Annotated in this window: 19 protein-coding genes; 11 read left to right on the forward strand and 8 right to left on the reverse strand. The window is 60.8% G+C overall.

Going from position 1 to position 26,997, the window contains the following annotated elements; genetic code table 11:
• Positions 1-372: 372 nt before the first annotated feature.
• Positions 373-2,718: a hypothetical protein gene (locus tag VGN12_04095; protein ID HEY4308614.1), complete on the forward strand. Its 2,346-nt coding sequence runs from the start codon at positions 373-375 to the stop codon at positions 2,716-2,718.
• 233 nt (positions 2,719-2,951) lie between these two features.
• Here VGN12_04095 and glgB read toward each other — a convergent pair whose 3' ends face one another.
• The 3 genes from glgB to VGN12_04110 all read right to left on the reverse strand — a co-directional run bounded on the left by glgB (position 2,952) and on the right by VGN12_04110 (position 7,834).
• Positions 2,952-5,168 (reverse strand): 1,4-alpha-glucan branching protein GlgB, encoded by a 2,217-nt coding sequence (glgB, locus tag VGN12_04100; GenBank protein ID HEY4308615.1) that lies wholly within the window; start codon positions 5,166-5,168, stop codon positions 2,952-2,954.
• Between the two features lie 126 nt (positions 5,169-5,294).
• Positions 5,295-5,894: an RNase H family protein gene (locus VGN12_04105; protein ID HEY4308616.1), complete on the reverse strand. Its 600-nt coding sequence runs from the start codon at positions 5,892-5,894 to the stop codon at positions 5,295-5,297.
• Between the two features lie 239 nt (positions 5,895-6,133).
• On the reverse strand, positions 6,134-7,834 hold the full coding sequence (locus tag VGN12_04110; protein ID HEY4308617.1) for a TolC family protein: 1,701 nt from the start codon (positions 7,832-7,834) through the stop codon (positions 6,134-6,136).
• Between the two features lie 296 nt (positions 7,835-8,130).
• Between VGN12_04110 and VGN12_04115 the strand changes: the two genes are divergently transcribed.
• Positions 8,131-9,636, forward strand: coding sequence for a hypothetical protein (locus VGN12_04115; protein ID HEY4308618.1), 1,506 nt, complete (start codon positions 8,131-8,133; stop codon positions 9,634-9,636).
• Positions 9,637-9,864: 228 nt separating this feature from the next.
• Here VGN12_04115 and VGN12_04120 read toward each other — a convergent pair whose 3' ends face one another.
• A complete protein-coding gene (locus VGN12_04120) occupies positions 9,865-10,194 on the reverse strand; it encodes a hypothetical protein (protein HEY4308619.1) in 330 nt (109 codons plus the stop codon).
• On the opposite strand from VGN12_04120, the gene VGN12_04125 reads away from it, so the two are divergent.
• The 6 genes from VGN12_04125 to VGN12_04150 all read left to right on the forward strand — a co-directional run bounded on the left by VGN12_04125 (position 10,175) and on the right by VGN12_04150 (position 16,932).
• Positions 10,175-10,906 (forward strand): hypothetical protein, encoded by a 732-nt coding sequence (locus tag VGN12_04125; GenBank protein ID HEY4308620.1) that lies wholly within the window; start codon positions 10,175-10,177, stop codon positions 10,904-10,906. The genes VGN12_04120 and VGN12_04125 overlap by 20 nt on opposite strands.
• Before the next feature lie 279 nt (positions 10,907-11,185).
• Entirely contained in the window at positions 11,186-12,607 is a 1,422-nt protein-coding gene (locus tag VGN12_04130) for a POTRA domain-containing protein (GenBank protein ID HEY4308621.1), read from the forward strand.
• A gap of 188 nt (positions 12,608-12,795) precedes the next feature.
• Positions 12,796-13,704 (forward strand): diaminopimelate epimerase, encoded by a 909-nt coding sequence (gene dapF / locus VGN12_04135; GenBank protein ID HEY4308622.1) that lies wholly within the window; start codon positions 12,796-12,798, stop codon positions 13,702-13,704.
• 222 nt (positions 13,705-13,926) lie between these two features.
• On the forward strand, positions 13,927-14,733 hold the full coding sequence (locus tag VGN12_04140) for a lysophospholipid acyltransferase family protein (protein HEY4308623.1): 807 nt from the start codon (positions 13,927-13,929) through the stop codon (positions 14,731-14,733).
• A gap of 139 nt (positions 14,734-14,872) precedes the next feature.
• A complete protein-coding gene (xseA, locus tag VGN12_04145; protein ID HEY4308624.1) occupies positions 14,873-16,096 on the forward strand; it encodes an exodeoxyribonuclease VII large subunit in 1,224 nt (407 codons plus the stop codon).
• A 152-nt stretch (positions 16,097-16,248) separates the two neighbouring features.
• Positions 16,249-16,932, forward strand: a complete 684-nt coding sequence (locus VGN12_04150) for an SGNH/GDSL hydrolase family protein (protein HEY4308625.1) — start codon at positions 16,249-16,251, stop codon at positions 16,930-16,932.
• Positions 16,933-16,970: 38 nt separating this feature from the next.
• Here VGN12_04150 and VGN12_04155 read toward each other — a convergent pair whose 3' ends face one another.
• The 4 genes from VGN12_04155 to VGN12_04170 all read right to left on the reverse strand — a co-directional run bounded on the left by VGN12_04155 (position 16,971) and on the right by VGN12_04170 (position 21,614).
• The gene (locus VGN12_04155) at positions 16,971-18,062 is read right to left on the reverse strand and encodes a hypothetical protein (protein ID HEY4308626.1); all 1,092 of its coding nucleotides are present in this window, start codon (positions 18,060-18,062) and stop codon (positions 16,971-16,973) included.
• Positions 18,063-18,206: 144 nt separating this feature from the next.
• On the reverse strand, positions 18,207-18,581 hold the full coding sequence (locus VGN12_04160) for a hypothetical protein (GenBank protein HEY4308627.1): 375 nt from the start codon (positions 18,579-18,581) through the stop codon (positions 18,207-18,209).
• Between the two features lie 79 nt (positions 18,582-18,660).
• The gene (lepA, locus tag VGN12_04165; protein ID HEY4308628.1) at positions 18,661-20,469 is read right to left on the reverse strand and encodes a translation elongation factor 4; all 1,809 of its coding nucleotides are present in this window, start codon (positions 20,467-20,469) and stop codon (positions 18,661-18,663) included.
• Between the two features lie 113 nt (positions 20,470-20,582).
• Complete coding sequence (locus VGN12_04170) at positions 20,583-21,614, reverse strand: ROK family protein (GenBank protein ID HEY4308629.1); 1,032 nt, start codon at positions 21,612-21,614, stop codon at positions 20,583-20,585.
• 526 nt (positions 21,615-22,140) lie between these two features.
• On the opposite strand from VGN12_04170, the gene VGN12_04175 reads away from it, so the two are divergent.
• From VGN12_04175 to VGN12_04185, 3 genes are all read left to right on the forward strand, one after another.
• Positions 22,141-24,414: a penicillin acylase family protein gene (locus VGN12_04175; protein HEY4308630.1), complete on the forward strand. Its 2,274-nt coding sequence runs from the start codon at positions 22,141-22,143 to the stop codon at positions 24,412-24,414.
• 183 nt (positions 24,415-24,597) lie between these two features.
• Positions 24,598-25,368: a hypothetical protein gene (locus tag VGN12_04180; protein ID HEY4308631.1), complete on the forward strand. Its 771-nt coding sequence runs from the start codon at positions 24,598-24,600 to the stop codon at positions 25,366-25,368.
• A 326-nt stretch (positions 25,369-25,694) separates the two neighbouring features.
• A complete protein-coding gene (locus tag VGN12_04185) occupies positions 25,695-26,984 on the forward strand; it encodes an alpha/beta fold hydrolase (GenBank protein ID HEY4308632.1) in 1,290 nt (429 codons plus the stop codon).
• Positions 26,985-26,997: the final 13 nt, after the last annotated feature.

The raw sequence follows: 26,997 nt of genomic DNA on the forward strand, positions 1-26,997 counted from the left end.
GGGCGGTCGCTCAAAACAAGAATGCAAGTCCGGCAGCCGTTTACCCGCTGACGAGACTTCGCCGTGCGCCGCACCTTGCTGTCTACGTTGTTGCCACGCCCCCGGCTGACAACGCCTGTAACCCTTCATCGTGTGACATACCCGGGGCATGTCCACTCTATCTTTACGCCCCGCGCATCATGCAACCAGCCGCCACGCTGGAGCGAGTCGATTCGACGGCACTCCTTTTTGGCGTTGCGTTTACGTCGATTATCCCTACAATCGGAATCATCGCACGCAGTCGGGCAGGACGCCCACTCCTTAACCTTTCGATTACCCGGCTGTCAAGGCTTCTTGCCTTAAACATGGCCGCGGTCTGTGAGGATACTTCCCATGGCAAGCCCTCTGGCACTGTTCCGTAAGTACGAACGCGCGATGATGGCCGTGATCTGCGTGATGGCCATGATCGCCTTTGTTTTCTTCGATCCAATCTTCGGCAATCGCAGTGGCCGCGGCGGTGCCAAAGACCCGGTCGTCGCGGAAACCAAGCTCTACGGCGACATCCACGAATCGGACGTCGCCCGCATGATGTCGGCCCGTGGCCTGACGAATCGTTTCGTCGCACAAACCTACAACATTATGTACGGCTTTTCGCCGCCGGGCTTCTTCGGCTCCGAAACGGAATCGGCCGTGGTCGAAACCATGCTGCTGGCGCGCAAGGCCGAGCAAATGGGAATGCGGGTTACCGACGACGAAATCACCCGGTTCCTGCAGGTGCTCAGTGATAACCGCCTGACCGGCGACCAATTTTCCCAGATCCTGACCGGCATCAGTGGTCGCCGTGGCGGCATCAGCCGCCGTCAGTTGTACGACTCGTTGCGGACCGAGATGCTGGCCCGCCAACTGACGAACAATTTCCTCTCCAGCCAGCAGACCACGCCTGCCGAGCGCTGGGAAGCCTATCAAAAGCTGAACAGCCGCGCCGCGGTCGAGGCCATTCCCGTGGCCGTCGCCGACTTCATTGATAAGGTGCCCGAGCCGGACGCGACCGCCATTCAAACGCTGTTCGACAATTACAAACAGTTCGAACCGGTGCCGGGCAGTCCGACCCCCGGCTTTAAGATCCCGGCCAAGATTGCCATTCAGTACCTGGCCGCGAATTTCGAGCAATTCGAAGATCCCAACGCCGTCACCCACGAAGCGGTCGTCAACGAGTACGAAAAGAACAAGAACACGCGTTATCTCTATTCCGGCGACCGTGGCGCGGCGGGCGACGCGGAAGCAAAACCTGATTCCGAGAAAACGCCGGACGCCGAAAAGACTCCGGACGCTAACAAATCTCCGGACGAAGGGCCCGCCGATCAGGGCACCGAAGAGAAGCCGGCCACCGACGCTGCACCAGACGCGGAGAAGCCGGCTGATGCCGCGCCGGCCACGGAACCCGAAACCAAGCCCGAGGCGGCTCCGCCGCAAAGCCGGGTTCGCACCGGGTTGAACGGCACAGAATTGGCCCTGGCCACTTTCGCGCAAGACGAGCAGCCCGCGGCTGACAAGCCGGCCGAACAGCCTGCCAGCGATCAACCCGCTGCCCCTGCAGCTTCGACTGATGCTGCCCCTGCGACGGAACCGGCAGCCGGTGACGCCGCGCATCAACCGGCCACGGGCGAAGCCGGCGAAAAGCCAGAGGCGAAGACCGGGGCCCTCAGCGACGAGTTCGCTCTGCCGACGGATGTCAATGCACCGAAGTATGATCCGCTGTGGAAGGTCGAGCCGGCAATTCGCGCCGAACTCGGCAAACAAGTGGCGGCCGACAAAATGCAGCAGGCGCTGAACCAGCTTCGCGAGCAAAAGCTGGTGAAGTACGGCAACGACCGTACCCGCTGGGAAGTGAAACACGAGAAGGATAAGACGCTCAAGCCCCCCACACCGTTGGACTTTGACGCTCTGGCCACGGAAAACCACCTGACCGCGCACACGACTAAGCTGCTGTCGGCTTACGAGTTGAGCCAAGTCGACGGAATCGGCGAATCGTTCATCGGTCAAAAGTCATTCCTGCAACACGCGTTTGGACCTCTGCAGCTCTATCAGCCGGTGATCACGATGGATGCGGCCGGGAACCAGTACCTGGTCTGGAAGATCGAGCAGCAAGAAGCCCGCGTCCCCGAGCTGAGTGAGATTCGGGACGAAGTGGTGCGTGCCTGGAAAATGATCGAGGCCCGCAAGCCCGCCATCGAGCACGCCCGCCAACTGACCGAAACGGCCACGAAGGACAAGATTCCGCTGACCGAATTGGCCACGCGCGACGTATTGGCGATCGTCAAGCCGGAAGAATTTTCGTGGCTGACGTATGGTACGACCCCCAATATCAACAACCGCAACCCACCGCGGCTGAATACGGTGCAGGACGTCGAGGATGCCGGAAACGACTTCATGGCCGCGGTCTTCAGCCAATCGGCGGGGGGCCTGACCACGGCCTTCAACAATCCGCAGACGATCGCCTATGCGATCCAGGTGTCGGAATTCGATCCCAGCCTGGACGTCTTGCGGCGCAGCTTCTTGGCTGACGATTTCAGCAAGTACGCCCAGGTGACAAATCCGCATCGCCAAGAACAGCTAATCGCCTGGAATCAGGCCATTCAGCAAGAGGCCGGCCTGAAGTGGATCCGTAAGCCTGATGCTCGTCGCGGCAGCGGCGACGAGGAGGATTTCGGCGACGATGCAGGCGACATGGGGGACTAAGCCCGGTGATTATCACCCTGCAGCTGGGCAGTCGTCCGGCAATCTCATAAATCGATAACGGCAAAAAAGAAACGCCCGAGCCTGGAACTGGTATTCCAAGCTCGGGCGTGATTTTTATCGTCGCGGCTGACAGTTTCGGCGCGACGTTGAATGCACAGGATTGTCGTTACTCGGCGCTGTCGTTACTCGGCGCTGTCGTTACTCGGCGATCGCGTCCAGCGATGCCTGGCCACCTAGCGTCGCGGCTTCAACACCGTGAGTGCCAAGGGCGGAATCGCGATCTGGATCGAGGCCGGCCGGCCATGGCTGCCAACGGCTTCGGCCATCACGCCTGGGCCATTTCCCAGGTTGCTGCCGCTGTAGTACATCGAATCGCTGTTGAACACCTCGTCGTACCAACACAGCTCGGGCACACCCAGGCGATGCGACAGGCGGGGCGACGGCGTGAAGTTGCAGGCCACGACCAGGAAGTCGTTAGGATCTTTGGCCCGGCGAATGTAACCGAGCACGCTCTCGTCGCAGTTGCGGCAATCGATCCACTCGAATCCCGACGGATCGAAGTCCACTTCGTACAACGCCGGCTCTTTGCGGTAGAGCCGATTGATGTCCTGCACCATCTTCTGCACGCCCTGGTGCGATTCCCACTGCAGCAGGTCCCATTGCAGGCTGGTGTCGTAATTCCATTCGTTCCATTGGGCGAACTCGTCACCCATGAACAGCAGCTTCTTGCCGGGATGCGTCCACATGTACGAATACAAGAGCCGCATGTTGGCGAACTTCTGCCACAGGTCACCTGGCATCTGATCCAGGATCGAACCCTTGCCGTGTACCACTTCGTCGTGCGACAGGGGAAGTACGAAGTTCTCGTGGAACGCGTAGATCAGGCTGAAGGTCAGCTCGTCGTGGTGATACTTGCGATGAATCGGATCGTGACGCATGTAGCGCGTCGTGTCGTTCATCCAACCCATATTCCATTTCAAGCTGAAGCCCAGGCCGCCGACGTACGTCGGACGTGACACGCCGGGCCAGGCCGTCGATTCCTCGGCGATCGTCAGCGTGCCGGGATACTGCGAGTGCGACTGCACGTTCAGCTCCTTCAACAGGCTGATCGCCTCGAGATTCTCGCGGCCGCCGAATTCATTGGGGATCCATTCCCCGGCCTCACGGCTGTAGTCCAAGTAGATCATCGACGCCACGGCATCCACACGCAGCCCGTCGATGTGATACTTGTCCATCCAGAACAGGGCGTTGGACAGCAGGAAGTTGCGTACTTCGTGCCGGCCATAGTTGAAGATCAACGTGCCCCAGTCCTTGTGCTCGCCCTTGCGCGGATCGGCATGTTCGTACAGCGCTGTGCCGTCAAAGCGCGCCAGGCCATGTCCATCGCGGGGGAAGTGGGCCGGCACCCAATCCAGGATGACACCCAAACCACTCTGGTGGCAGTGATCCACGAAGTACATGAAGTCTTCGGGCGAACCGTAACGGCTCGTCGGGGCAAAATAGCCCACCGTCTGGTAGCCCCAGCTTCCCGAGAAGGGATGCTCGGAGACCGGCAACAGTTCCAGGTGCGTGAAGCCCATTTCCTGGGCATAGTCGACCATCGCGTGGGCCAGTTCGCGATACGTCATCCAGCGGTGATGGTCGTCGCCCGGACGGCGCCAGCTTCCCAGATGCACTTCGTAAATCGACATCGGCGCTTCGAGCTTGTTCGCTTCCAGGCGCTTTACCATCCAATCAGCGTCGGACCATTTGTAGCGATCCAGGCTGACAACCTTCGACGCGGTGCGCGGCGGCAACTCGGCGGCAAAACCGTAGGGATCAGACTTCTCGAAAACCTCGTCGTTGTGCTTGACGCGGTATTTGTAGAGCGTCCCTTCGGTCAACCCTGGCACGAACAATTCCCAGAAGCCGCTGGGAATGTGCTTCCGCATCGGGTGCCGGCGACTGTCCCAGTTGTTGAAATCACCGATCACGCTGACGCTGGTCGCGTTCGGCGCCCAGACGGCGAAGTTCACCCCTTGGACACCATCGACGGTGCGCAGCTGCGCGCCCAGCCGATCGTAGCTGCGCCAGTGAGTTCCCTCGCTGAGCAAATACAGGTCGTATTCGGTCATCAAGTTCGGGAAGGCATACGGATCGTGCATGGTGGCTCGGTTGCCGCTTTCATCGGCGGTTTGCAGAAGATACTTATTCGCCGAGCCTGTCGTCGGCATGGGACAGATCGCTTCGAACAATCCGGCCGGATGGATCCGACGCATCGGCTGCGACGCACCGGGGGCCGCGGCCGGGTCGACCACCCAGGCTTGCGACGAGTGCGGAAAATAGGCCCGCACCGCCAGCGCCTGTCGTCCCTGGTCCTCGACGATATGCGGCCCTAGCAAACCGAACGGGTTTTCGTCGCGTTCCTCGATCAATCGTCCCACATGGTCTAACGCAATGGTCGTACGCACGCTTCCGTACCTCCGTGTCGGTCCCAGCCTTCCCCCGCCGGACCGCTCGATTGTGGATGTTCCCTGGTAGTTCGTCCAGCGCCGGCCCGCTCCGGCTGCCGCAAAATCGCTTTCCCTGGCGCCGTCTTATTTCAGCCAAGGGTATGGCAGTAAAGAAGTTCCAAGCTGTGCCGCCGACAGCCACACGCGTTCGCACCGCTCGGCCAGAGCCAGCCGAAAACGGAGCCACAGGCCCCGTCCGACCTCGAGCAGCCGCTCGACGGTCAGGGCGTCGTTGCCGAACGAGGGGGCCGTGTCCGACGGTCCAGACGCTGCTGCCTGTCCGGTGTGGGCGCTGTCGATGCGCCAAGCCGTCCCTTGGATGCGATGGATTTTCAAGGCCCGGTCCAACCGCTGCCAGAGGTCCTGGTTCTTCACCGGGACCATCTCGCCGAAGTGTTCCCACTTCCAGCCGTTGCGCCCCCATTCGGGCAAGCCGTAGTTAATCCCTCGCTTGACGTACCGGCTCGGCGTCACCAGCGTCACGCGTGACGGCTGGTCGAGCGCTTCGAGTCCGCGCACGACGGCAAGTAGTTCCAGCCGTTCGCCATGAGCATCGGGCTCGGCGTCGGCGGCCTTCAACGTGGCCGATCCATCAGCCGCTTTCAGGACGAAACTCCATTCGTCCCGGTTGCTCCCCCTGTTCGCCTGAGAGAACAGGAAGAAATGCGGCGTCGGAATTTTCATAAAAGAGCATTCACCGTTTGCAATGCCGTGGGTGCGGGATTGTTGCGTAGCTTTGATCCCGGATGGCCGCCGCAGAGCCCGAAAGATGATCGGCAGCCCAAGCTACGCTCCTTGGATGCTTTCACTTATCGGCAAGCTTCACGTAGATTCCGCAGTTTTACTGGCGTGAACTTTTCGAAGCGGGGGTCCACGGTTGGTAAAGCTGCAGAACGCGGCCCGCGGCAAGCCGTAACACAGGCTTACGGCAGAATGCGCAAACCCACGACGCTATCCAGCTTTAGCATCGCCCGTCGGTGGCGCACCAGGGCGTCGCGGTATTGCCGGACCAGGTCCTGGTAGTCGCGCTGTGCGATCAGGTAGGCGTAGACGTCTTCTCCCTCTTTTTCCGAAGCTTTCAGGCTGTGATCGCGTACGTGCTTGGCCGCCGGCAGCAGGTGTTTCTCGATGCGTTCGATCATCGCCCGCGAGACTTCGTACTCTTCGCGAGCGTCTTCGACTTCTGCCAGGACACGCCGCTCGATCACCTGCAATTCCAGCCGGCTTTGATCCACGTTGACCGCCGCATGGCGAATGTTTCCCTGATTGCGGTCGTAAATCGGCGCCGTGACCGTCGCGCCCAAGGCCCATGATCGCGAGCTGGGCACACTGAACGGCGAATTATCCTGATACGTATAGGGCTGATAAAGCACATACACGTCAGGAAAGCGGTTCGCCTTGGCCAATTTCACGTCGGCCATGGCGCGGCAAACATTCATCCGGTACATCGCCACGTCAGGTCGCGCGGCCAGAGCCGTTTGCACCAGCTCGTCCGTTGGGGGAGGGGGCGGCACGAGGTCCCGCAACGAGCCGCGCAGCTCCAACGTCTGTGCCGCCTCGCGTGGCAGGCCCAGGACCGTGGCCAGGGTGCGCTTGGCGCTGGCCAGATTCGCCTCGGCGTCGAGCTTGGCTAGTTCGATCGAGTCGCGGTGAATCTCGATATGGTCCTTCTGCAGTTGCTCGTCCTCGGTGTCGTTTCCCTTTTTCCCGTGCGTATCCAAGGCGATGTTCACGGCCGCGAGCCCTGCCTCGGAAAATCGCAACGTTTCGCGCGCGGAGAGTGCGTCGACGTACGTGGTGTACAGATAATCCAGTTCCTGGCGCACCAGGTCCAGAAATTGTGCCTCGGTCGCGCGGCGGGCCTGCGCCGCCACTTCCATCCGCGCAATTCGTTTGCCCGACAGGTCGAAGGGATACGTGATGTTAATGTCGTACTGCGTCGGTCCCCCCGGATTCGTCGTCGTGTTGTAGCGACGATAGGGAATCAACTGGCCGTCGGCGAAGACGAAGGGATTCACGCGCAGCGAGGCCGTCAGCTCATCGGCCCGCGCTTGCGGAATCTCAAGCGACTTGGCGCGCAACGACAGGCTGCCGCGCCGTAGTTGCTCGATCGCCTGATCGAGAGTCATACCATCGAGCGGCCCCTCATCTTCGGGCGTCAGGGGTGCATCGAGCGCAAAGGGCATCGAGCCACTGCCGGGCGCAAAAGTCCGGCCGCGCGGCATCGGTAACGATTGCATACCCGGCGCCCGCCGTACTCCCGATCGTCCGGGCTGTATTCGGGGATGTCCGGCCCGGCCGCCGATGATTCCGCCCGAATCTTGATAGGCCGCGGGGGTCGCCGAACCCGACATGCCCAGCCCCGGACCGACACCTCCGGGCGCAGACAGATCCTGCGCGCCGGCCGGCGCGATCGCTAGCAATACGACAGCGATCCCCCACATCAAACGCATGTTGTGCAGCTTCGCGGCACCAAGCCCCAAGCGAATCAGCGCATAGCATCCTCGTTCAATTAGGAAGGATCGGCAGAATTTGCCTCGTTTAATGATCGAATCGGTTGCGCGAAGCACCGGTGGCTCATTCAAGAAATGCAATCCGCCCTGCTTCATAGCCAACGCAAGCATTGGCAGCACCCCACGCTGCGGCTCAGCAGATATATCGCGCGAAATACGTTCGCGGTCTGGCGCCCTGCCACGGGCAAGCTCGTGGATGGTTTCGACGCGCGCCCCGAACGCCTGAATGCGCTGCGTGGTCGCGGATTCGCGCGGTGAGTGATCTTCGATCGCATCGCTGCGCTGACCGAGATTTCTATTGCGTGAATTCAGGCAATCGGCGAGAACGTGACAGCTTGGGGCGCGCGGGACATCGCGCGCTTTTGGGGGCCGTATCGAGGCGGCAATTTCCACTGCGGATTCATGTTATGAGCAACTGCGATAAATCGTATCGGCGCGCCATCGCCAGCCTGCGAACGATCATTCACCGTCAACACATGTCGCTTTACATCGTGGTCATAGCCTGCGTCCTCGCCGGCTTGGCTAGCGCGGCTGAGAACCCCTTCCGCGCCGAGGAAACCGGGTCGGACACTGCAATAGAAACGGCCATTCAGTCGCTGGCCGCTGACCAAGCCCCCGCTGAGCAGCCCGCCGACGATGCAGGCGCTCCCCGAAGCTTCGCCGTTGAAGTAGAACCCGTGGCGACCGATTTTCCCGCACAACAGCAACTAACTGCTACCACCGCCCCATCCGCCGCGGCGCCCGAAGCAAACCTGAAACTTCCCCCTGGCCATCCGACGAGCGTCGAGATCGACATCGAAGTCGTCGAGGTTTCGCAAATTCAGGATCACGACCAGAAATTCGACGTCGAGTTCAACGCGTACTTTGTATGGAAAGACCCGAGGCTGGCGTTTGATGCCCAGGCCGAGGGCGTAATGAAGAAAATCGTGCCGGCCGACGAGATCTGGACGCCCGACCCGCTCTTGGTCGACGAACTGGACGTCGACGCCCGCGGCGGCGCCACTGCCCACGTGCAGCCGGACGGCACGATCTATTTGAACCGCTATTACCGCGGCTCGATCACGGGCAGCTTCGATCTTCACGAATTTCCGCTCGATCATCACGACCTGGAAGTCGCGCTCGAGGCGACCGGCTATGAGTCCGACGAGGTTGTCTTCGCGGTCGGCGAAGTCCGTCCCGTGAATCCCGAGCACGTAGTGCCGCATGGTTGGAAGATGCTAGGCCTGTCGGCTACGACGGCCGAGTCGAAATATGCGCGGACGAACGAGACGTTTTCGCTATTGAAGATGACGATCCAAGTCACGCGCGATCCGCACTTTTATTTGTGGTCGATCGTACTCCCGTTGATTCCGATCATGGCCACGGCCTGGTCGGTTTTCTGGATGGATCCCAAAGAGTTCAGCTCACAGGTCGGCGTCGGCATCACGGCCATGCTGACGGTCGTGGCCTACCGGATCACGATCGACTCCAGCCTGCCGCCGCTGACGTACATGACGCGCATGGATTACTTTCTGCTCATCTGCCAGACGTTCGTGTTTCTGGCTTTCGTGGCGTCGGTATCGATTCACGTTTTGTACGCGCTCGACGTGCCGCATATGCGCGCCCGCGCGGCGCGGCTCACCGAGATGTGTCGCTGGCTCCCTCCCCTCGTGCTAACGATCGTCAGCGTGTCGCTGGCTGTGCTGCCAGTCCGCTACGGAACCTATGTCATCCTGGCCCCCACAATCCTGGCGGCAGTATGGCTGCGCGGGCCTCTCTTGCACCCGATTCAGACCGTGAAAACCCTGATCAGGCCCGAGCTTCTGATCGAAATGCCCGAGGCCTCGCAGGCCGAAACGCCGGCCCCGCATGGCCTATTCCGCAAGGGCTCGCCGAAGAGCGAATCGCGTGGCGGTGACCGCCGAACGGCCTAGCCAACGCGCAGCACATCGAATCCTCACAAAAAGAACATTCGATACTTTCGCCCCGCTGGCGTGTTCAAGAGTCTATGGGGACCGCGGCACAAGCAGCGGCCAATGCAGGGGGGATGGGGCACGGATCAGGGAGTTTCTTTTATGTCACGGTGCGCGCTTCGGTGGGGCCTGTTTTGCTGTGCGCTTGCGCCAGCAAGTGTTTACGCTCAGACGGATGTTTCGGCCGATTCACCAATCGCCGCAGAAACGAGCCCCGCGGTTGTCAACGAGCCGGCAGTTACGCAACTCGCGATGGCTGACGAAAAGCCCGCCGGAGATGGCCAGGCCTCGCCGGGCGACGGACGACGTGAAGGTCGCCCCCACGTCAGCCGTGAGCAACGCCGCCAATGGTGGGAACAATTCGGCCGCGCGCATGCCGCCTCGCACAAGAAAGACGGCGGCGCCGATAGTCGAGGGGACAGCGAGAAGAAGGACGGTGCCGAGCAATCCAAAGACGGCGACAAGAAGGCCACGGCCTCGGGACACCACGGTCGCCATCATGGCCAGCACGCACGACATCACCGCGATCGTCACGGGCACCACCGCGTCGCCCATCACGGTCGGCATCATCGCCATCACGGCCAAGTCGCGCACCATAAGCATCGCCACCACGGCGATCATGCGTCACAGCAAGCCGCTCACAAACACGGCGCTCATGGACATCGCCATCACGGACACCGTGAACATGGTGATGCAGGCTCGCGTCAATTCGCCCGTCATCACCGCGGTCACCGCCACGGCGCACATGGGCATCAGGGCTCGCACGGCGATCATTCGCAATTCGCGCATCATGGTCACCACTGGCACGGCCGCGACGGCCAACACGTTGCCCACCATCGCCACCACGGCGCCGGGCATCGCGAAGCCGGAGCCCATCATAGTCCGCACCAATTTGCCCATCGCCGTCATCATGGCGAAGGTGCTCGCGGAGCTGCTGGACGTCATGAGTTCGCTCGCGGGCCCCATCGCGGGGAACGCGGCGGCCATCCCGGTTCCGCTGCTCGTGGGCATGACGGTGACCACCAGTTCACAGGCTTCCGTTTCCACGACGGCGCTCCTGCCGGACCGCACAGTGATCGGGGACATGGTGATCGGGCGCGCCCTGCCGGACCGCATGCCGGTCCAGGTCCAGGGGCCGGTCCTCGCCCCGACGATCACGGGCGTGTCGCGGAACTCGAACGAAAAATTGACCACCTGTTTCGGTTGGTCTCCGAAATGCGGCAAGAGGTGAAGAAGCCGTAACCGAATGAGCCCCGGCTGCCGTGGTGTCGGCCGGGGTTCTACGTCCCGCTCCTCTGCGGGCGAACCAATGCTAGCCGGAGACGGTCGTCGGAAACAGCGGCCGTCCCGGCTGGTTTTGTTTAAGGAGGGCCTCGCGCGATCCCACGGTTGCTCTTTTCGCGTTCCTCCCCTGCCCTCTACACTCGTGGTTGCCTGCCCATCGATCGCAATTGGCACGTGCGACATTCTCGCACACGATGGGCTGCTAGCCCGCGGAGCGGAGCGAACCATGAGACACGATCAGCTTTCGACTGTTTCGTCAGCGGCCCGCCTGACGACGCTCGTTGCATTCGTCGTCTTTCTTATCTCGCCACAGTGCAATACCGCTGCGTCGGAAACGCAGTCGGAAAAAGCGAACGTCGTCGACGTTGCTCCCGGGGACGAATCACGTCCAGCGCCTGCAGAATGTGCGCCGCTGGTCAGCGAAGTTCGCGTCATTGGCAACGACGCCATTTCGGCCGGTTGGATCGTCGCCTCGATCAAGACCACGGCCGGCAAGCCGTTCGACGCCAAGACCATGGGCGCCGATACCAAGAACCTGATGCGGACGGGCCGCTTCAAGGCGGTCAAGATGCGCCGCGAAAACCAGCCTGACGGCAAACTGCTGGTTATGATCGAAGTCGACGAAGGTACACCGCTGCGCTACATCAAAATCGAAGGCACGACGAAGTCCGACAAACTGCTCGTGAAACATTCAGGGCTGAAAGTCGGCGAGCCCTTCGATGCGACGATCACCGAGCAAGCGCGCAGGGCCGTTGAAGAGTATTTGCACGGCCGCGGCTATCCCCACGCGAAAGTCTCGATCCTCGAAGGAGACAAACCCGAAGACCATGGCGTTCGATTGCATGTCGACGAAGGAGAGCGATCGAAGTCCTTCGGTTTCGTGGCATCGCTGCCCGGTGGAGAGCAGCAACCCATCACGATGTCGTTCCACGGTGGCGTCGATCAGACGCGACTCGACAAGATAACCCGTCATGTCACCGACCATTACCGAGGATTGGGCTACTTTCGAGTTCGGGTCGGAAGTGAAGAAGCCTTTGATGACGACCACAACGTGGCCAGCGTTAAACTAGTGGTGAACCTCGGCCCGCGATTTGTCGTCAAGAAAGTCTCATTCGCCGGCAACCGGCTGCTCGCCGACAACCAACTCGATGTCGCGCTGCACTTGAAAGCCGGCGAGTTCTTCGATCAGTCGTGGCAAACCGCTGACGTCGCCCGGCTACGTGCCGCATACGCCGACGAGTCGTATCACTTTTCAGAGATCAAGCCGCGGCTCTTGTTCTCGGACGAACCGGGCGAGTTGGAGCTGGTGTACGAAATCACTGAAGGCAATCAGTACCGCATCGGACGCGTCGACTGCGACCTGAAGGGCGAAGATCAGGACCAACGCCAGAAGTTGTTACTCCAGGATTTTCCTTTGCCGGCCCAGGCCATCGCCGAGAGCAAGGCTTTTCGGAAATGGACGAGAACGGTGGACGCGACGACCTTTCAAGTGGTCCAAGACGCCGACGGAGCGTGCAAAGCCATTGTGCAAAAGTTCGGACCCAACGACCCAACTCCGCTGCCCGAACGCTTGCACGCCGGCGAGAGCATTGAAATCGAACTCCTGCCGGTGCCGGCACCGCTCGTGGGCTTGGACGCTCAGAATTGACCGCCAATCCAGGCGCGAAAACCGAGAAATCCAGAGGCGAAACCTGCATTTGCCCCTTCGGCCCGAACTCTCTAGAATCCCGCGTGTCCTGTGCGGCGGCAGACCCGCGATTCGCCCGTTTTGCCCGAGCCTGCGCGTCAGTTGTCGCATGCTCAATGCCACCACCGCCGACTCGTTCGGAGCCTGATATGCGATTTACCAAGATGCACGGAGCCGGCAACGACTACGTGTATGTCGATTGCTTCCGCGAGCCTGTGCCTGACGATCCGGCCGAAACGGCTCGGCAGATTGCCGATCGCCATTTTGGAGTCGGAGGCGACGGACTGATCCTGATCTGCCCATCGACCGTGGCGGACGTCCGCATGCGGATGTTCAACGCCGACGGGTCAGAATCCGAAATGTGCGGCAACGGCATCCGCTGCGTCGCCAAGTACGTCTACGACCATGCAATAAGCCAGCGCCCCACACTGAAGATCGAAACCGGCGCTGGCGTTCTGGCGGTCGATCTGGAAATCGCCGACGGCGTGGCCGAGCGAGTCCGCGTGGACATGGGCCTGCCGATTCTGGAAGCCGCGAAGATCCCCGTCGCCGCGGCGCTCGGAGGAGCGGATCAGCGCGTCGTCAATGTTTCGCTCGACGCACATGCCAAATTGCCGATCGGTAATTCGTGGCAGAACGATTGCGGCTTCGACGGGCGCATCACTTGCGTCTCGACGGGCAACCCGCACGTCGTGCTCTACTGCGACCACGTCGCTGCGGTGCCGCTCACCACGGTCGGGCCGATCCTGGAAACGCTGGCGATCTTTCCCAAGCGAATCAACGTTCATTTTGTCGAGGTTCACTCCCCCACCGAAGTGACGATGCGCACTTGGGAGCGCGGCTCCGGCATCACGCTCGCGTGCGGCACCGGCGCAAGTGCCGTGTGCGTCGCAGGTGCCCTGACCGGCAATAGCGCGCGGCGCATCCTGACACACCTGCCCGGCGGCGACCTGGAACTGGAGTGGGCCGACAACGACCACATTTACATGACCGGCCCCGCTGCCGAAGTCTTCACTGGCCAATGGTCACCACCAATACCAGCAAACGCACGCGTTTAGCCACTCTCCCTCCGGAAGAGAGATCGGGCGAATAGTCAAAAACCCCTCTCCCTCTGGGAGAGGGCAGGGTGAGGGCGAACAACTAACGACCATCAACTCGAAACAGTTCCCCCTCACCTAACCTCTCCCCCACGGGGGAGAGGGATTAATCGGAAAAAAACCAGCGCTGCCCACAGCGCACCTTACGAAACCATTCATCCGTATGGCAAGGACGCCTGATCGATGAAGATTCATAGCCGCACGCTTGTCAAATCGCTCGCCTTGACGGCGGTCACCACGGTGCGTTCCTGGATGGGCACGCTCGACTATCGAGTGTCGTTCTATGATCCCACGATCGATCCGGTGGACCCGCGCTGCCACGGCCAGAAGATCTATATTTTCTGGCACGAGTACATACTTTTCCCGATCTACTTGCGCGGCCATTGCAATCTGGCCATGCTCCTCAGCCAGCACAATGACGCCGATGTGCTCAGCCATGTCGCGCATCACCTGGGATTCGAATTCGTACGTGGCTCGTCGCGCCGTGGTGGTGCCGCGGCACTGCGCGAGCTGCTGGCCAAAAGCGAGAAGATGCACCTCACGATCACGCCCGACGGTCCGCGCGGCCCGCGCCGCCGCCTGGCGCAGGGCCCGGTCTATCTCGCGTCGAAACTGGGCATTCCGGTTGTGCCGATGGGATTCGGCTACGATCGCCCGTGGCGATTCCGCAGTTGGGACCGCTTCGCCATACCACGCCCTTTTTCGCGCGCCCGGGCTGTCGTCAGCCCGATGATGAATATCCCGCCCGACCTGGACCGCGACGGTATCGAACACTACCGCCGCGAAGTCGAACGGATGCTCAACCGGCTGACGCTCGAAGCCGAAGCCTGGGCCGAAGCCGGCACACGTAAAGTCAACGAATACGTCCCACGCCGCGAACGCGCCGGCGTCGGCCGCGAGACGGCCCCGGGCTGGCCACTCGTGCCCTCCGCCGAAGAGATAAGAAGGAATGCACAACTGAGACACGGAGGCACGGAGTTGGCGGCTTAGCAATCCGTCTCGATTAACGGGGTCACAGTCGCCGTGAAAACTCGACACCTCCCCATTCATCATTCTGCTTTTCTTCTCCATGCCTCGGTGGTGAACCCCGCTGGTATTCACCATCAAGCGCGGCGGATATATTTCTCGTATGTCCGCCGAATTGATTTCCTCCGAACAAACGCCCGTCCTCTCGGTCGGTGATCTCACCGAGCAGATCAAAGGGGTCCTGGAAGGAACCTTTCCGGACGTATGGGTCTCGGGCGAGATCTCGAATCTCTCTCGCCCGCAGTCGGGACACTATTATCTCACGCTCAAAGATGATCAGGCCCAGATCCGCGCCGTGATGTGGCGCACTGCCGCGGCGCGCGTCCGCTTTGAGCTGGAAGACGGGCTCGAAGTCATCTGCCAGGGAAGCGTCGACGTCTATGCCCCGCGCGGCAGTTACCAACTCGTCATTCGGCAGATCGAACCCAAGGGCATTGGCGCTCTGGAATTGGCTCTGCGCAAGTTGCGCGAGCGGCTGGCCGCCGAGGGGCTGTTCGCCGCCGAGCGCAAGCGCCCCCTGCCCCGTTTCCCGCGCGCGATCGCTTTCGTCACCAGCCCCACGGGCGCCGCGGTGCGCGATTTCTTGGAAGTCTTGCGGCGCCGATGGCGCGGCGCGCATGTCATCATCGTTCCGACGCGTGTCCAAGGGGACGGCGCCAGTCGCGAAATTGCCGCCGCGATCGAAGCGGCCAATCGCCTTCCGCTGCCGATCGATTGCCTGGTGGTGGGGCGTGGCGGCGGAAGCCTGGAAGACCTGTGGGCCTTCAACGAAGAGCCCGTGATCCGCGCGATCCATGCTTCGCGCATTCCCGTGATTTCGGCCGTGGGGCATGAAATCGACGTCACGCTCGCGGACCTGGTCGCCGACGTTCGTGCGCTCACGCCTAGCGAAGCCGCCGAGCGAGTGGCCCCTTCGTCGGACGACCTCGCCGCGGCCTTGACGGTTTGCCATCGCCGATTGACCGCCGCGCTGCGCTCGATGTCCGCAGCGGCGCGCGCGCGACTGACTTCGCTGGAAAACCGCCGGGCGTTCCGCCGTCCCTTCGATCGCCTTCATGATCTCGCGCAGCGGCTCGACGAACTCTCGACGCGCAATACGCGCGTGATGCGCCGGCACCTGCGCGACGCCCGGCAGCGGACCGACCATTTCGCGGCGCAGCTCGAATCGCTCAGCCCGCTGGGCGTGCTGGCCCGGGGCTACAGCCTGACGCGCCGCGCTGTGGACAACCAGATCATTCGCGACGCCAAGGAACTCGCAATCGGCGACCGCATCGTCACACGATTCGCCACCGGCGAAGCCACCAGCCGCATCGAAGCGATCGAGTAGCCATCTACCTTACCCCTCTCCCTCTGGGAGAGGCCGGGTGAGGGGTACCCCACAAGTTGATCGTAAACCTGCGTCTGCCCCGAGAAGGCGAGCGGTTTGAAAAAGACTTATTGAAAAGATCGAATTAACGGTTCTCATTAAGGAGAAGCTTGATGACCACTTTGATGACATGCTTGTTGGCGACGACTGTTCTCACGGCGGATGTTATTGCCGAGCGATGGGATAAGGCGATCGCGGCTTTTGAGGAGCAAGACAAGACTTCGCCGCCGGCGCAGGACGGCCTGGTGTTTGTCGGCAGCTCGTCGATCCGACTGTGGGATTTGAAGAAGGGATTGCCTGACCTACCATGCACGAACCGGGGCTTCGGCGGGTCGCAGATGGCGGATTCGGCCTACTTCGCCGATCGGATCGTCATTCCCTATAAGCCGCGCGTTGTCGTAGTCTTCGCCGGTGGGAACGATATCGCGGCCGGCAAAACGCCCGAGCAAGTGGCCGAGGATTTTCAATCGCTGGTGGGCAAGATTCACACGGCGCTACCGAAGACGAAGATCTATTTCGTATCGCTGTTCCCCAGCGTCGCGCGTCAAAAGATTGACGGAAAGTTGAAGCAGGCGAATACGCTCATCGAGGCGTTCACGAAAACCGATCCACGCCTGGGCTATATCGACACCCGCACGCGCATGACCGCCGCCGACGGCGGACCGCGCCCGGAATTGCTTCGGGCCGACAAACTGCACATGAACGATGCCGGCTATGCGATCTGGAACGAAATCGTAGGCCCTGTGGCGCGCGAGGCGTACGCAAAATCAACCGCCGCCGCAGACGAGAAGAAGTGAAACCACGAATGAAACGTGTTTAAAACGCAATTCGTTTCTTACGGCGGTAGCGCGAACTTTTGGATGCGATGATTGAACGCGTCGACGATGTACAGGTCGCCGTGGCTGTCGAAGGCCAAGCCGTGTGGAGCGTAGAATTGGCCGGGCTTCGTTCCTTCTTCGCCGAAGCCTAGCTGATACACGCCATTCGCGGTAAAGCGTTGGATCCGGCCACCGATGGTGCTGATCCACAATCGTCCGCGCTTGTCGAAGCCGAGGCCGGTCGGCCCTTGCATGTTTAGCTTTTCGAAGGCCGTGAAGAAGCCGCCGAACTTGCCGGGTGCGACCTCGTTGTCGCCCCAGGCACTCAGGAATTCGCCGCGCGAAGTAAACTTTTGTACCCGGCCTAGCGGAGCTTCGGTGGTGTAAACGTTGCCTTGCGGATCGCAGGCCAGGAACGTGGGGCCGGCGAAGAACGCTTTCGGGTGGGGATTGCCGCCGAACTGGCCAGGCTCGAGTCCCTTGCTTCCCCATTTGGCAATGAACTTCCCCTGTGTATCGAAAACCTGGACGCGGCGATTGCACTGATCCGCCACGTACACCCGCTGGTCGCGGCTGATCACGATGCCGCCGGGCATGTCGAATTCGCCGTCGCCCTGCCCAAATTTTCCCCACTCGCGCAGCGGCTTACCGGTGGCATTGAAGACGGCCACCTTGTCGCGCTTGCGATCCTCTTCGAAGCGCGACGGTGGAATACCGGCGTGAGTAACATAAATATTCCCTTCACGATCGAAGGTTATCCCGCCTGGGAAAGCCGAGACAGGAAACGCGGCCAGAAATTCTCCATCGGTCGCGAACTTCTGCACGCGCGAGTTATAGAAGTCCGTGACAAAGACCTCGTCCGCGGCACTAACAGCGATGCCGATCGGGAAATTGAACTCCCCGGCGGCCGACCCCAGCCCGCCCCACTCGCGGAGGAATTTCGGGGAGTCCGCCACCGGCTCGGTGGCGCTTGACGGGATCGAAAGCCAAGGGACCAAAGCGAAGAGCAAAGGCGTAAGCAAACGCAGAGAAGCGAGGAAAATGGTGAATTGCTGCAGCACGTGACGTGCGTTGATATACGGCAAGCAATTGTGATGAACTGTTCGCATAGTGCCACCGGTGCGAGATCATTACGAAATCAAGCGTAATGACGTCGAAAGAGAAAGACTAGCACCACCAAGGCAGTGAATCCCACGAATCTGATTGGGACCGCGATGCCTGTTGTCCCGTTTGAACGACGGGCTACGACTCGCTCAGGAAGTCGGTTCAATGGGATAAGACGTTATTTCCAGTTGGATTCCCTTGCCGGCCAGGGCTGAGATCATGGCTGGCGATATGATCGAACTCGAATACGGCGTCAGAAAGTACACCGCGACATCTAGGGTCACGGTAATGTCATCCGGACTTGTCGCGAGCAGGTCTGCACAAGCCGAAGGCATGTCATTCAGCAGTTGCACGGACTGCACTTCGAGCGCGGCACTGGGATCAAGAGAGTTGGCGCGCCAAATCGTGACGTCCCACGACTTTCCACTCGGGTGACGCGCGCCCTTATCATGCGATCCTGCCTGCGGCGGCCGTCCCAGGGCGGTCGCCAACTCTGCAAGCGACATCCTCTTGCTGGTAACCACTAGAGAGACTTCCGTTTTCCTCCGCATGCGGATCTCTCGAGAAGGTGGTGGTTAGCTTGCCTGCGCCGACGTAAGGCGGCTACTCCCCGCTGGTATCCAGCACGGCGAGAAAGGCCTTTTGGGGGATGTCGACGCTGCCGACCGATTTCATCCGCTTCTTGCCTTCGCGCTGCTTGGCCCACAGTTTGCGTTTGCGGGTGATGTCGCCGCCGTAGCATTTGGCCGTGACGTTCTTGCGCATGGCAGAGATTGTTTCGCGGGCGATGATGCGGCTGCCGATGGCCGCTTGGATCGCGACTTCGAACATGTGGCGGTCGATCTCGCTGCGCAGTTTCTTGACAACGGCCCGGCCGCGACGGTCGGCGTCCTTGCGATCGCAAATGATCGACAGCGCATCGACCCGGTTGCCACCGACCAGAATATCCATGCGCACCAGATCGGCCGGGTAATACCCCAGCAGCTCGTAGTCCATGGTGCCGTAGCCACGCGTGCAACTTTTCAGCTTGTCGTGCATGTCGTAGATCACCTCGGCCAGCGGCAGGTCGTAGACCAGCATGGCACGGGTCGGAGACAAATATTCGGTGCGGACATAGATGCCGCGGCGGTCGTTGCAGAGCTGCATCACCGGGCCGATCACTTCGCTGGGCAGCACGAAGCTGACGCGCACAATCGGTTGCCGGAATTCTTCGATCTCGCCGGCGTCGGGAACTTTTTGCGGATTGTAAATCCGCATGGTTTCGCCGTTCTTCGTGAGGATCTCGTACGTGACGTTGGGAGCCGTTTGCACCAGGTCGAGATCGGCCTCGCCTTCCAATCGCTGCTGCACGATCTCCATGTGCAGCAGGCCCAAAAAGCCGCAGCGGAAACCGAAGCCCAGTGCGTCGCTCGTCTCGGGCTCGAACTCGAAGCTGGGATCATTGATCGCGAGCTTCGAGAGCGCGTCGCGCAGCTCTTCGAAGTCCTGGCCGTCTGACGGGTAAAGCCCGCAAAAGACCATCCGCTTAGGTTCTTGATAGCCGGGGAGCGCCACGCCCGCGGGCTCGCCGTTGGTGGTGACGGTATCGCCGATGTGGACTTGATTGAGCGTCTTGATATTGCAAATCAAGTAGCCGACTTGCCCGGCCTGCAATTGATCGCACGGACGCCGTTGCGGCGCGAACTGGCCCAGTTCGAGCACCTCGTGGACGTAGCCGGTTTTGATGAAGCGGATTTTCTGATTCTTGCGGACCGTGCCATTCATTACACGGACATAGGTGATGGCGCCGCGGAACTCGTCGTAATGCGAATCGAAAACCATCGCCTGCAGCGGCGACTCGGGATCACCCGAGGGGGGCGGGATCCGCTCGACGACGGCCGCGAGCACGGCTTCGACCCCTTTGCCCGTCTTTCCGCTGGCCGGCAGAACGTCGGCGGGATCGATGCCGAGCACGGTCTCCATCTCTTGCATGACTTCGTCGGGCCGAGCGTTGATTAGGTCGATCTTATTGAGCACCGGCACGATCGACAGATCGCTGGCCATCGCGGCCAAGGCGTTGGCAACCGTTTGCGCCTCGACCCCTTGGCAAGCGTCGACCAGCAGTAGCGCCCCCTCGCAGCAGGCGAGGCTGCGCGAAACCTCGTACTGAAAATCGACGTGACCCGGCGTGTCGATCAGATTCAGCTCGTATTTCTGGCCGTTGTGGACAAACGGCATGGCCACGGCGCGGGCCTTGATCGTGATGCCGCGCTGGCGTTCCAGATCCATGTCGTCCAGAGTCTGCTCGCGCAGCTCGCGCTTGGCGACGGTGCCGGTCACTTCCAACAATCGATCGGCGAGCGTGCTCTTGCCGTGATCAATGTGGGCAATGATCGAGAAATTGCGGATGTGTTTGCTTTCGAGCTTTGCCAACGTCGGCCTTCCCTTGTCCAACTGTTATTGAACTCTTGTACGTTAGTACTTCGAGCAAGGGAGAGAGCGAGGCGGCGCGACGGCCGTCACGGTTCGTTCCCTGCCCGGGCTGATCAGGCTTGTTCCTGACGGAGATGCTCTTGCCGGGCGACTCCGGCGGCGCCGATGAAACCCGCATCGCCCCCCAGCGAGGCAAAATCGATGACGGTTTTCTCGGCCAGCACGGGAAACGCACGGCGGCGCACTTCGGACCGCACGGTTTCGAGGAAATTCTTGCCGAGCGGTTTTTCGTGGCCACCAAATGTCATCGCCCCGCCCAGCACGATGCCGTTAGGGTCGATGGTGTGCATCAAGTTGACGACTCCCACGGCCAGGTACCGCGCGGTCTCGAGTACGAGTTCCAGTGCCAGTTCGTCCCCTGCCTCGGCGGCCTGGGCGAGCAGCAGCGGTGTGATCGGTTCTTTGCCCAAATGGGTCAAGGACGTGGGGCGCCCTTCGGCCAGAGCTTCGTTCACGCGGCGGACGACCCCTTTGGCGCTGCAAAACGCCTCGAGGTGGCCACGCTGCCCGCACGAGCAAAGCGGTGCGTCAGGGCGACAGTCAATAATAACATGCCCGCACTCGGCGCCGTGGCTATGCTCGCCCCGCAGCACCATGTCGTCGACAACGATGCCGCAGCCGATGCCGGTGCCGAGGGTGAACATAACCATGCTGCGCAGGGCAGATCCGCTGCCGACCCAAAACTCGCCGTAGGCGGCGGCATTGGCGTCGTTTTCGAAGCTGACCGGCAGGCCGGCGTGCGAAGCCAGGCGGTCGCGAATCGGGAAATTGGTCCAGCCGGCCAGGTTCGGCGGATCCAGCAGCATGCCGGCCGGAATGTCCATCGTGCCGGGGGAACCGAGTCCGATGCGGGCCACCTGATCGGGCCGAGCCCCCGCTTTTTCCAGAGCCTGATGCACCGCGGCGCCCATGCGGCGGGCGCCATCTTCGGGCCCTTTCGTGGCGTCGGTATCCACGCTCAACCACGACAGGGGCCGGCCGAGGTCGTCGACAACGCCGACCTTGATGCTGGTTCCTCCCAGGTCGACCCCTACGAAGAGCGGTGCCTGAGCCTGGTCGATCGGGATGAACTTAATCTGGGGCATTGGGCAAGGGTAGGCGGCCAGGCAAGACCGGTCGAACAGGGCGACCAGCAGTGAGTCGGCAGTAGGAGGTGCGCACAGAGGCACGGCCGCCAGAAGTATAGGTTTAACCCCTCCCACTGGCAATCGCAGGTACGCGGTCGATTCACGACCATCGGCGCTGCGCAACGCCGTGGAAAATCACGTTTTAGTGCAGTCGGGCGCTATCGCGCGATGAGGGCCGCGCCTGGATTTCACAGAGCCTGTTTGTTAGGCTTGCGGCGTCGAGCGATTACTGGGGCGCGCTCGATCGAGATCGGCAGGAGTTTTCGCAAGGATGTGGAACCTGGAGCAACGTTCCGGTCCGTGCGCCGCGGTCTCGGCGATCCTATCTACGGCACCGGCGCCCCGTCGATCCTGGCCTGTTTCCGTGCGCCTGTGTCCTTTGTGCCTGGGCGGTTGCGCGAACCGAACGGCGGCTGCCGTGTTCGCTTCAGGAACAAATCCTGGGCGCGGCGTCGATTCTCTGTCTATCGAGTGAGGACTGGTTATGACTTTCCTGTCGGCTGCTGGTGGCGCGTTTCGAGCGAAGCGGGCCGATTGGATGTTGCTGCCGGTGTGCTGCTTGACGCCGGCCATCATGTTGCTCATTACCTCGCCGGTTGTGTACGCGGCCGGTGATGCGACGGCGCCTGTTTCGGCCAAGCAAGAAGAATTGGCCAGCAAGGTCGTGATCTATCGCGACAATTACGGGACGCCGCACATCGACGGCGAGAACGACGCCGCCACGATCTTCGGCTTCGCTTACGCGCAGGCCGAGGATTTTTTCTGGCAGATCGAGGACACCTACATTCTCGGCCTGGGACGATATGCCGAGATTCTCGGTCCGAAGGGGCTGAACTCCGACTTGTTGAATCGCGCCTACGAGATCGTGCCGCGCTCGCAGCAAGATTACGATCAGCTCGAGCCGGACGTAAAGGTGATCTGCGAATCGTACGTTGACGGATTGAACTACTACCTGGCGACCCACCCCGAGGTGAAGCCGCGTCTGCTCAAGCACTTTGAGCCGTGGTACGTGCTGGCGTTCGGCCGGCAGCTAACGATCGAGCTGTGCTTTCGCTACACGCGGCTATCGAGCAATTTCATGCCGCGCACGACCCCCTCGATCTCGGGCGCGGTGGGATCGAACGCCTGGGCGATCGCCCCGTCGCGCACCAAGAATAAACACGCGATGCTGATGGCAAATCCGCACCAGCCGTGGTTCGGCTTTGGCCAAATGTATGAAGCGCATCTGCGCAGCGGCGAAGGGTGGAATTTCAGCGGCTCGACGTTCTTCGGCAGCCCGTTACCGACGATCGGCCACAACGAGGACGCCGGTTGGAGTTTCACGGTCAACGAACCGGACATCGCCGACGTATGGCGTGAAACGTTCGACGATCCGAACGATCCGTTGAAGTACCGCTATGGCGATGGTTATCGGAAGGCCACGGAATGGAAAGAGACGGTACGTGTACGGCAAGGCGTGACCGTCAAGGACAAGACGTACACCTTCCGGAAGACCCATCACGGGCCGATCGTGGCCAAGGAAGGGAAGACGCAGTTTACCGCGCAGATCGGCAAGCTGTACGACGCACTGCTATTGCGGCAGATGAGCATCCTGATGCGGGCGAAAAACGTCAACGACTTCAAACGCGGCATGGGGACGTTGAACTTCGCGATCATGAACGCCGTCTATGCGGACCGGCACGGCGACATTTTCTATCTCTACAACGGCACAATTCCGCGGCGCGATCCACAATTCGACTGGAGCAAACCGGTCGACGGCAGCGATCCACGCACCGAATGGCAGGGCTATCACACGGTCGACGAATTGCCGCAGGTGCTGAATCCCCCCTCGGGCTTTGTGCAGAACTGCAATTCGAGCCCTTTCACGGTGACTGACGACGGCAATGCGCCGCTTGGGAATTTTCCCAATTACATGGCCGAGGATAAAAACGACGATAAGCGACGGGCCAAGATCTCGCGGCAAATCCTGCGCAACATGCACGACGTGACGCTGGCCGACGTCGAACGATCAGCCTTCGACACGACGTTGTATTGGGCGCAGGTCGAGCTGCCGAAATACGCCCGGGCGCTCGAGACGCTGAAGGTCAGCGATCCGCAACTGGCCGAACGCGTGGCGCCGTACCTGGCGCATTTGCTCGACTGGGATTTCCGCGTGACGAACGAGTCGACGCAGGCTCCGTTGTGCGTCGAATGGTACGAAGACCTGTACGGCAGCAACTATCCCGGCGAAACGATGAAGCAGGCCTATCAGGGAGATGTTGCCCTGCAACTGGCGGCGCTCGTGCAAGCGGCGTCGAAATTGCAAACGACCTACGGCACCTGGAAGGTCGCGTACGGCGATGTCTATCGCATCCAGCGACATGCCGACGTGGCCGAGCTGATTGATATCCCGTTCGACGATGCCCTGCCCAGCTTGCCGTGCATCGGCTCGCACGGGCCCATGGGCGTCGTGTTCACGCAATATTACACGCCCACGATTCAGATTCCGTTCGTGAAGTCGCTGAAGAAGCACTACGGCGTGGTCGGTCTGACCTACCTGGGCGTGTTCGAATTCGGCGAGAAGATCACAGGCGGAACGTTGCTGCAATTCGGCTCGAGCGGCGACCCGAACTCGCCTCATTATTTCGATCAGGCCAAGCTATTGTCCGAAACGAAAACGAAGCCGCACCTGTTCTATTGGGACGATGTGAAAGCAGCCAGCCGCAAGCCATACCATCCAGGCGAGCCGGCAACGGAAACGGCGCGCAAAGCCAAGTAGTTACAGGACTGCAGCGGCCGGTGTGTTCACGCCGCGCGGCCAGCAAGATCCGTAGGGTGTGTCCGCGACACACCACATCGATTCTGCCCACAACTTGGCAAGTGTTTTCAGATCGATAAGGCGGTGCGTCGAGGACGTCCCTCGCTGATTGACAATCTGCAATAAACGTCGCATCGTATCTCCATGCTTCGCGCCGAGCCCGACACGAAATACGTTGTTTACCCCTCATGGGCTGAGTTGAGCTACAAGTGGGCGGACTTGCCACGGCTGCTCGCCAATCCGCTGGAAAGCGGATACCTCGATCCTACGAAAGGCTGGTGGGCATTAGGTTATCCCGATACTATCGCTCCCTGTTCTTTCATCGATGGTCCATTTGGCGGCGGGATTGTCGTTGCTGATCACGTGCCACGCATGTGGATGCCAGCCCTAATTCTTCAAAAGGAGGCAAATCTCTGTCGGGCTGAAGGGCAGGTAGTCTCGTCTGACAAGCTGCCATGTTGGGTTGGGTACCTTGAGCCCTACGATGATCCGCTGCTCAATGCGCTTGAGGGTAAGCAGCGAACTCGTAACTATCTCTGCAGCGCAACCCTGGAAAACATAGAAGCTGAGCCCGAGTCGCATTACTGGGTTATCGCATACGAGGGAAAGAGTGAGCCCGACGGCCTTGGTGATTTGCCTACGTGGGCACGTTGTTTTGAATTGGAAGTCTCGCGGGCTGAAAGCATCTCGCAACCGCTTCGTCAGGAAACTTCCGACTGGTTTCGCAATCCGAAACAGAGCTTCGCATGGTACACCGTTAGGAACTACAAGCCTTTGGTTGGTTACTGTTACGCCTTGGTGGTCTACTTGGCTCTCCATCTCAGGAAAATCGCTGGTCGCCGCATGCGATCGATGCACATGCTGGCAAGCATCGAACGAAAGCCGAATATACGGAAATTTTGGCCCCGGCGGTAACGGTGCGGATGGCGGTCTTGCTTGAAACTCGTATGGTGTATCCGTGACACGCCGATGCTACTCTGGTCGTGAATTGACAACGTGTTATCAAAATAGAAGCCGGTGCGTCGAGGACGCACCCTACAACTACTGCGTAATGTAGTGTCGGGGCGACAATGAAAACTTGTTACGCGAGCGCGCGAGCCACGGTTTTCTGCTGTTGGCTAGTTCTGGCGACGCTCTGCGGCGATGTGGTCGCAGACGAAGTTGCTCCACGGGCGATTCGCTACGAATCGGGGCGCCGGTTGCGCCAATTCGAAAGCGCCTGGCGACAAACGTCCGATACGGTGGCACGTCGACGTGCGATTGCACCGCTGAAGCAAGCCGTCAATCAGTTTTTGGGCGGCAAGCAAATCGCAGCCGTCCGATCGCTAGGTGAAGCGCGACTGGCGCTCGCTCACTCCGACGATTATCCGTCCGACGTGCTCTGGGCCGAATCGCTTTACCTCGAATTCAGCAGACGGCTACTCGACGCGGATGATACGACGCTCACGGTTGCGATTCGCGAGCTGTACGAAACAGGGTCGTCGGTGCCAGCGGGGGCGCGCGTCGTAGCCTCGATCGAGCGAGTTGGTGAGCCACGGCCCGTGAAAGTTGAGTTCCCGATCGAGCAACTTCCGAGCGATATTTCGATGCCCCTCGCCGGCCTGGGCGAAGGGGATTTCGCCCTAAGTGTTGTGATCGATGACAAGAATGGTCGACTGGCGTCCGCCGCGTATCGATTCTCGCTGGTGAAGAATCTTTCAGCACGCCTGGCTGCCGCCGCTGCCGCGCTCGACTTTTCGAAAGACGCGAGGAGCATCGATCGTGAATCGATAATCGCGCTGGTGAAACTTCTCACCGGATTGGCCGGCGGCGACGTGCTCGAGACCGAATATCCGGCCGCACGCTTGATGTCCGAGATCGAACAGGCGATCGCCACGACCAAAACCGGCGAGACGTTTTATAATAGCGCACGCGCCGGCGAATTCTGGTTGCGCGTACCGATCGGCGACCAGTCCTGGCCCGTGCGAATCTTCGTGCCACCGGCAGCCGAGGCGGACGGGGCCAGTCCGTTAGTCGTGGCCTTACACGGTGCGGGGGGAAGTGAGAACTTGTTCTTCGATGGTTACGGCGAGGGAGCCATTAAGAACGAGTGTCAGCACCGTGGCTGGATCGTCGTCTCGCCGAGAACCGAAGGTTTTGGGCTGTTGCCCGTCGAGCAACTGGTCGAAGCGCTCGGTAAGAACTACGCGATCGATCGAGAGCACGTGTACCTGATAGGGCATTCCATGGGGGCACTGCAAGCCACGGCGGCAGCGCAAGCCCGACCTGATTTCTACACGGCGGTGGCTGCGCTAGGCGGTGGCGGTGTCGTGAAGCCGAGCGACGCCATCAAGCTGCTGCCGTATTACGTAGCCGCGGGCCGAGAGGACTTCGCGCTCGCGGGCGTCGAACGATTAGTCAGCAACTTGCGCAAAGCGGGAGTCGAGAAGGTCGTATTCCGCGAATACCCCGACGTCGAACACTTGCTGATCGTCCAAGAATCGCTGCCCGAGGTGTTTCAGTTCTTCGACGAAGCCGCGAACGCAAAGTGAGGAAGAGCGACTG

This window comes from Pirellulales bacterium (assembly GCA_036499395.1).
In the GTDB taxonomy this organism is placed as follows: Bacteria; Planctomycetota; Planctomycetia; order Pirellulales; family JACPPG01; genus JACPPG01.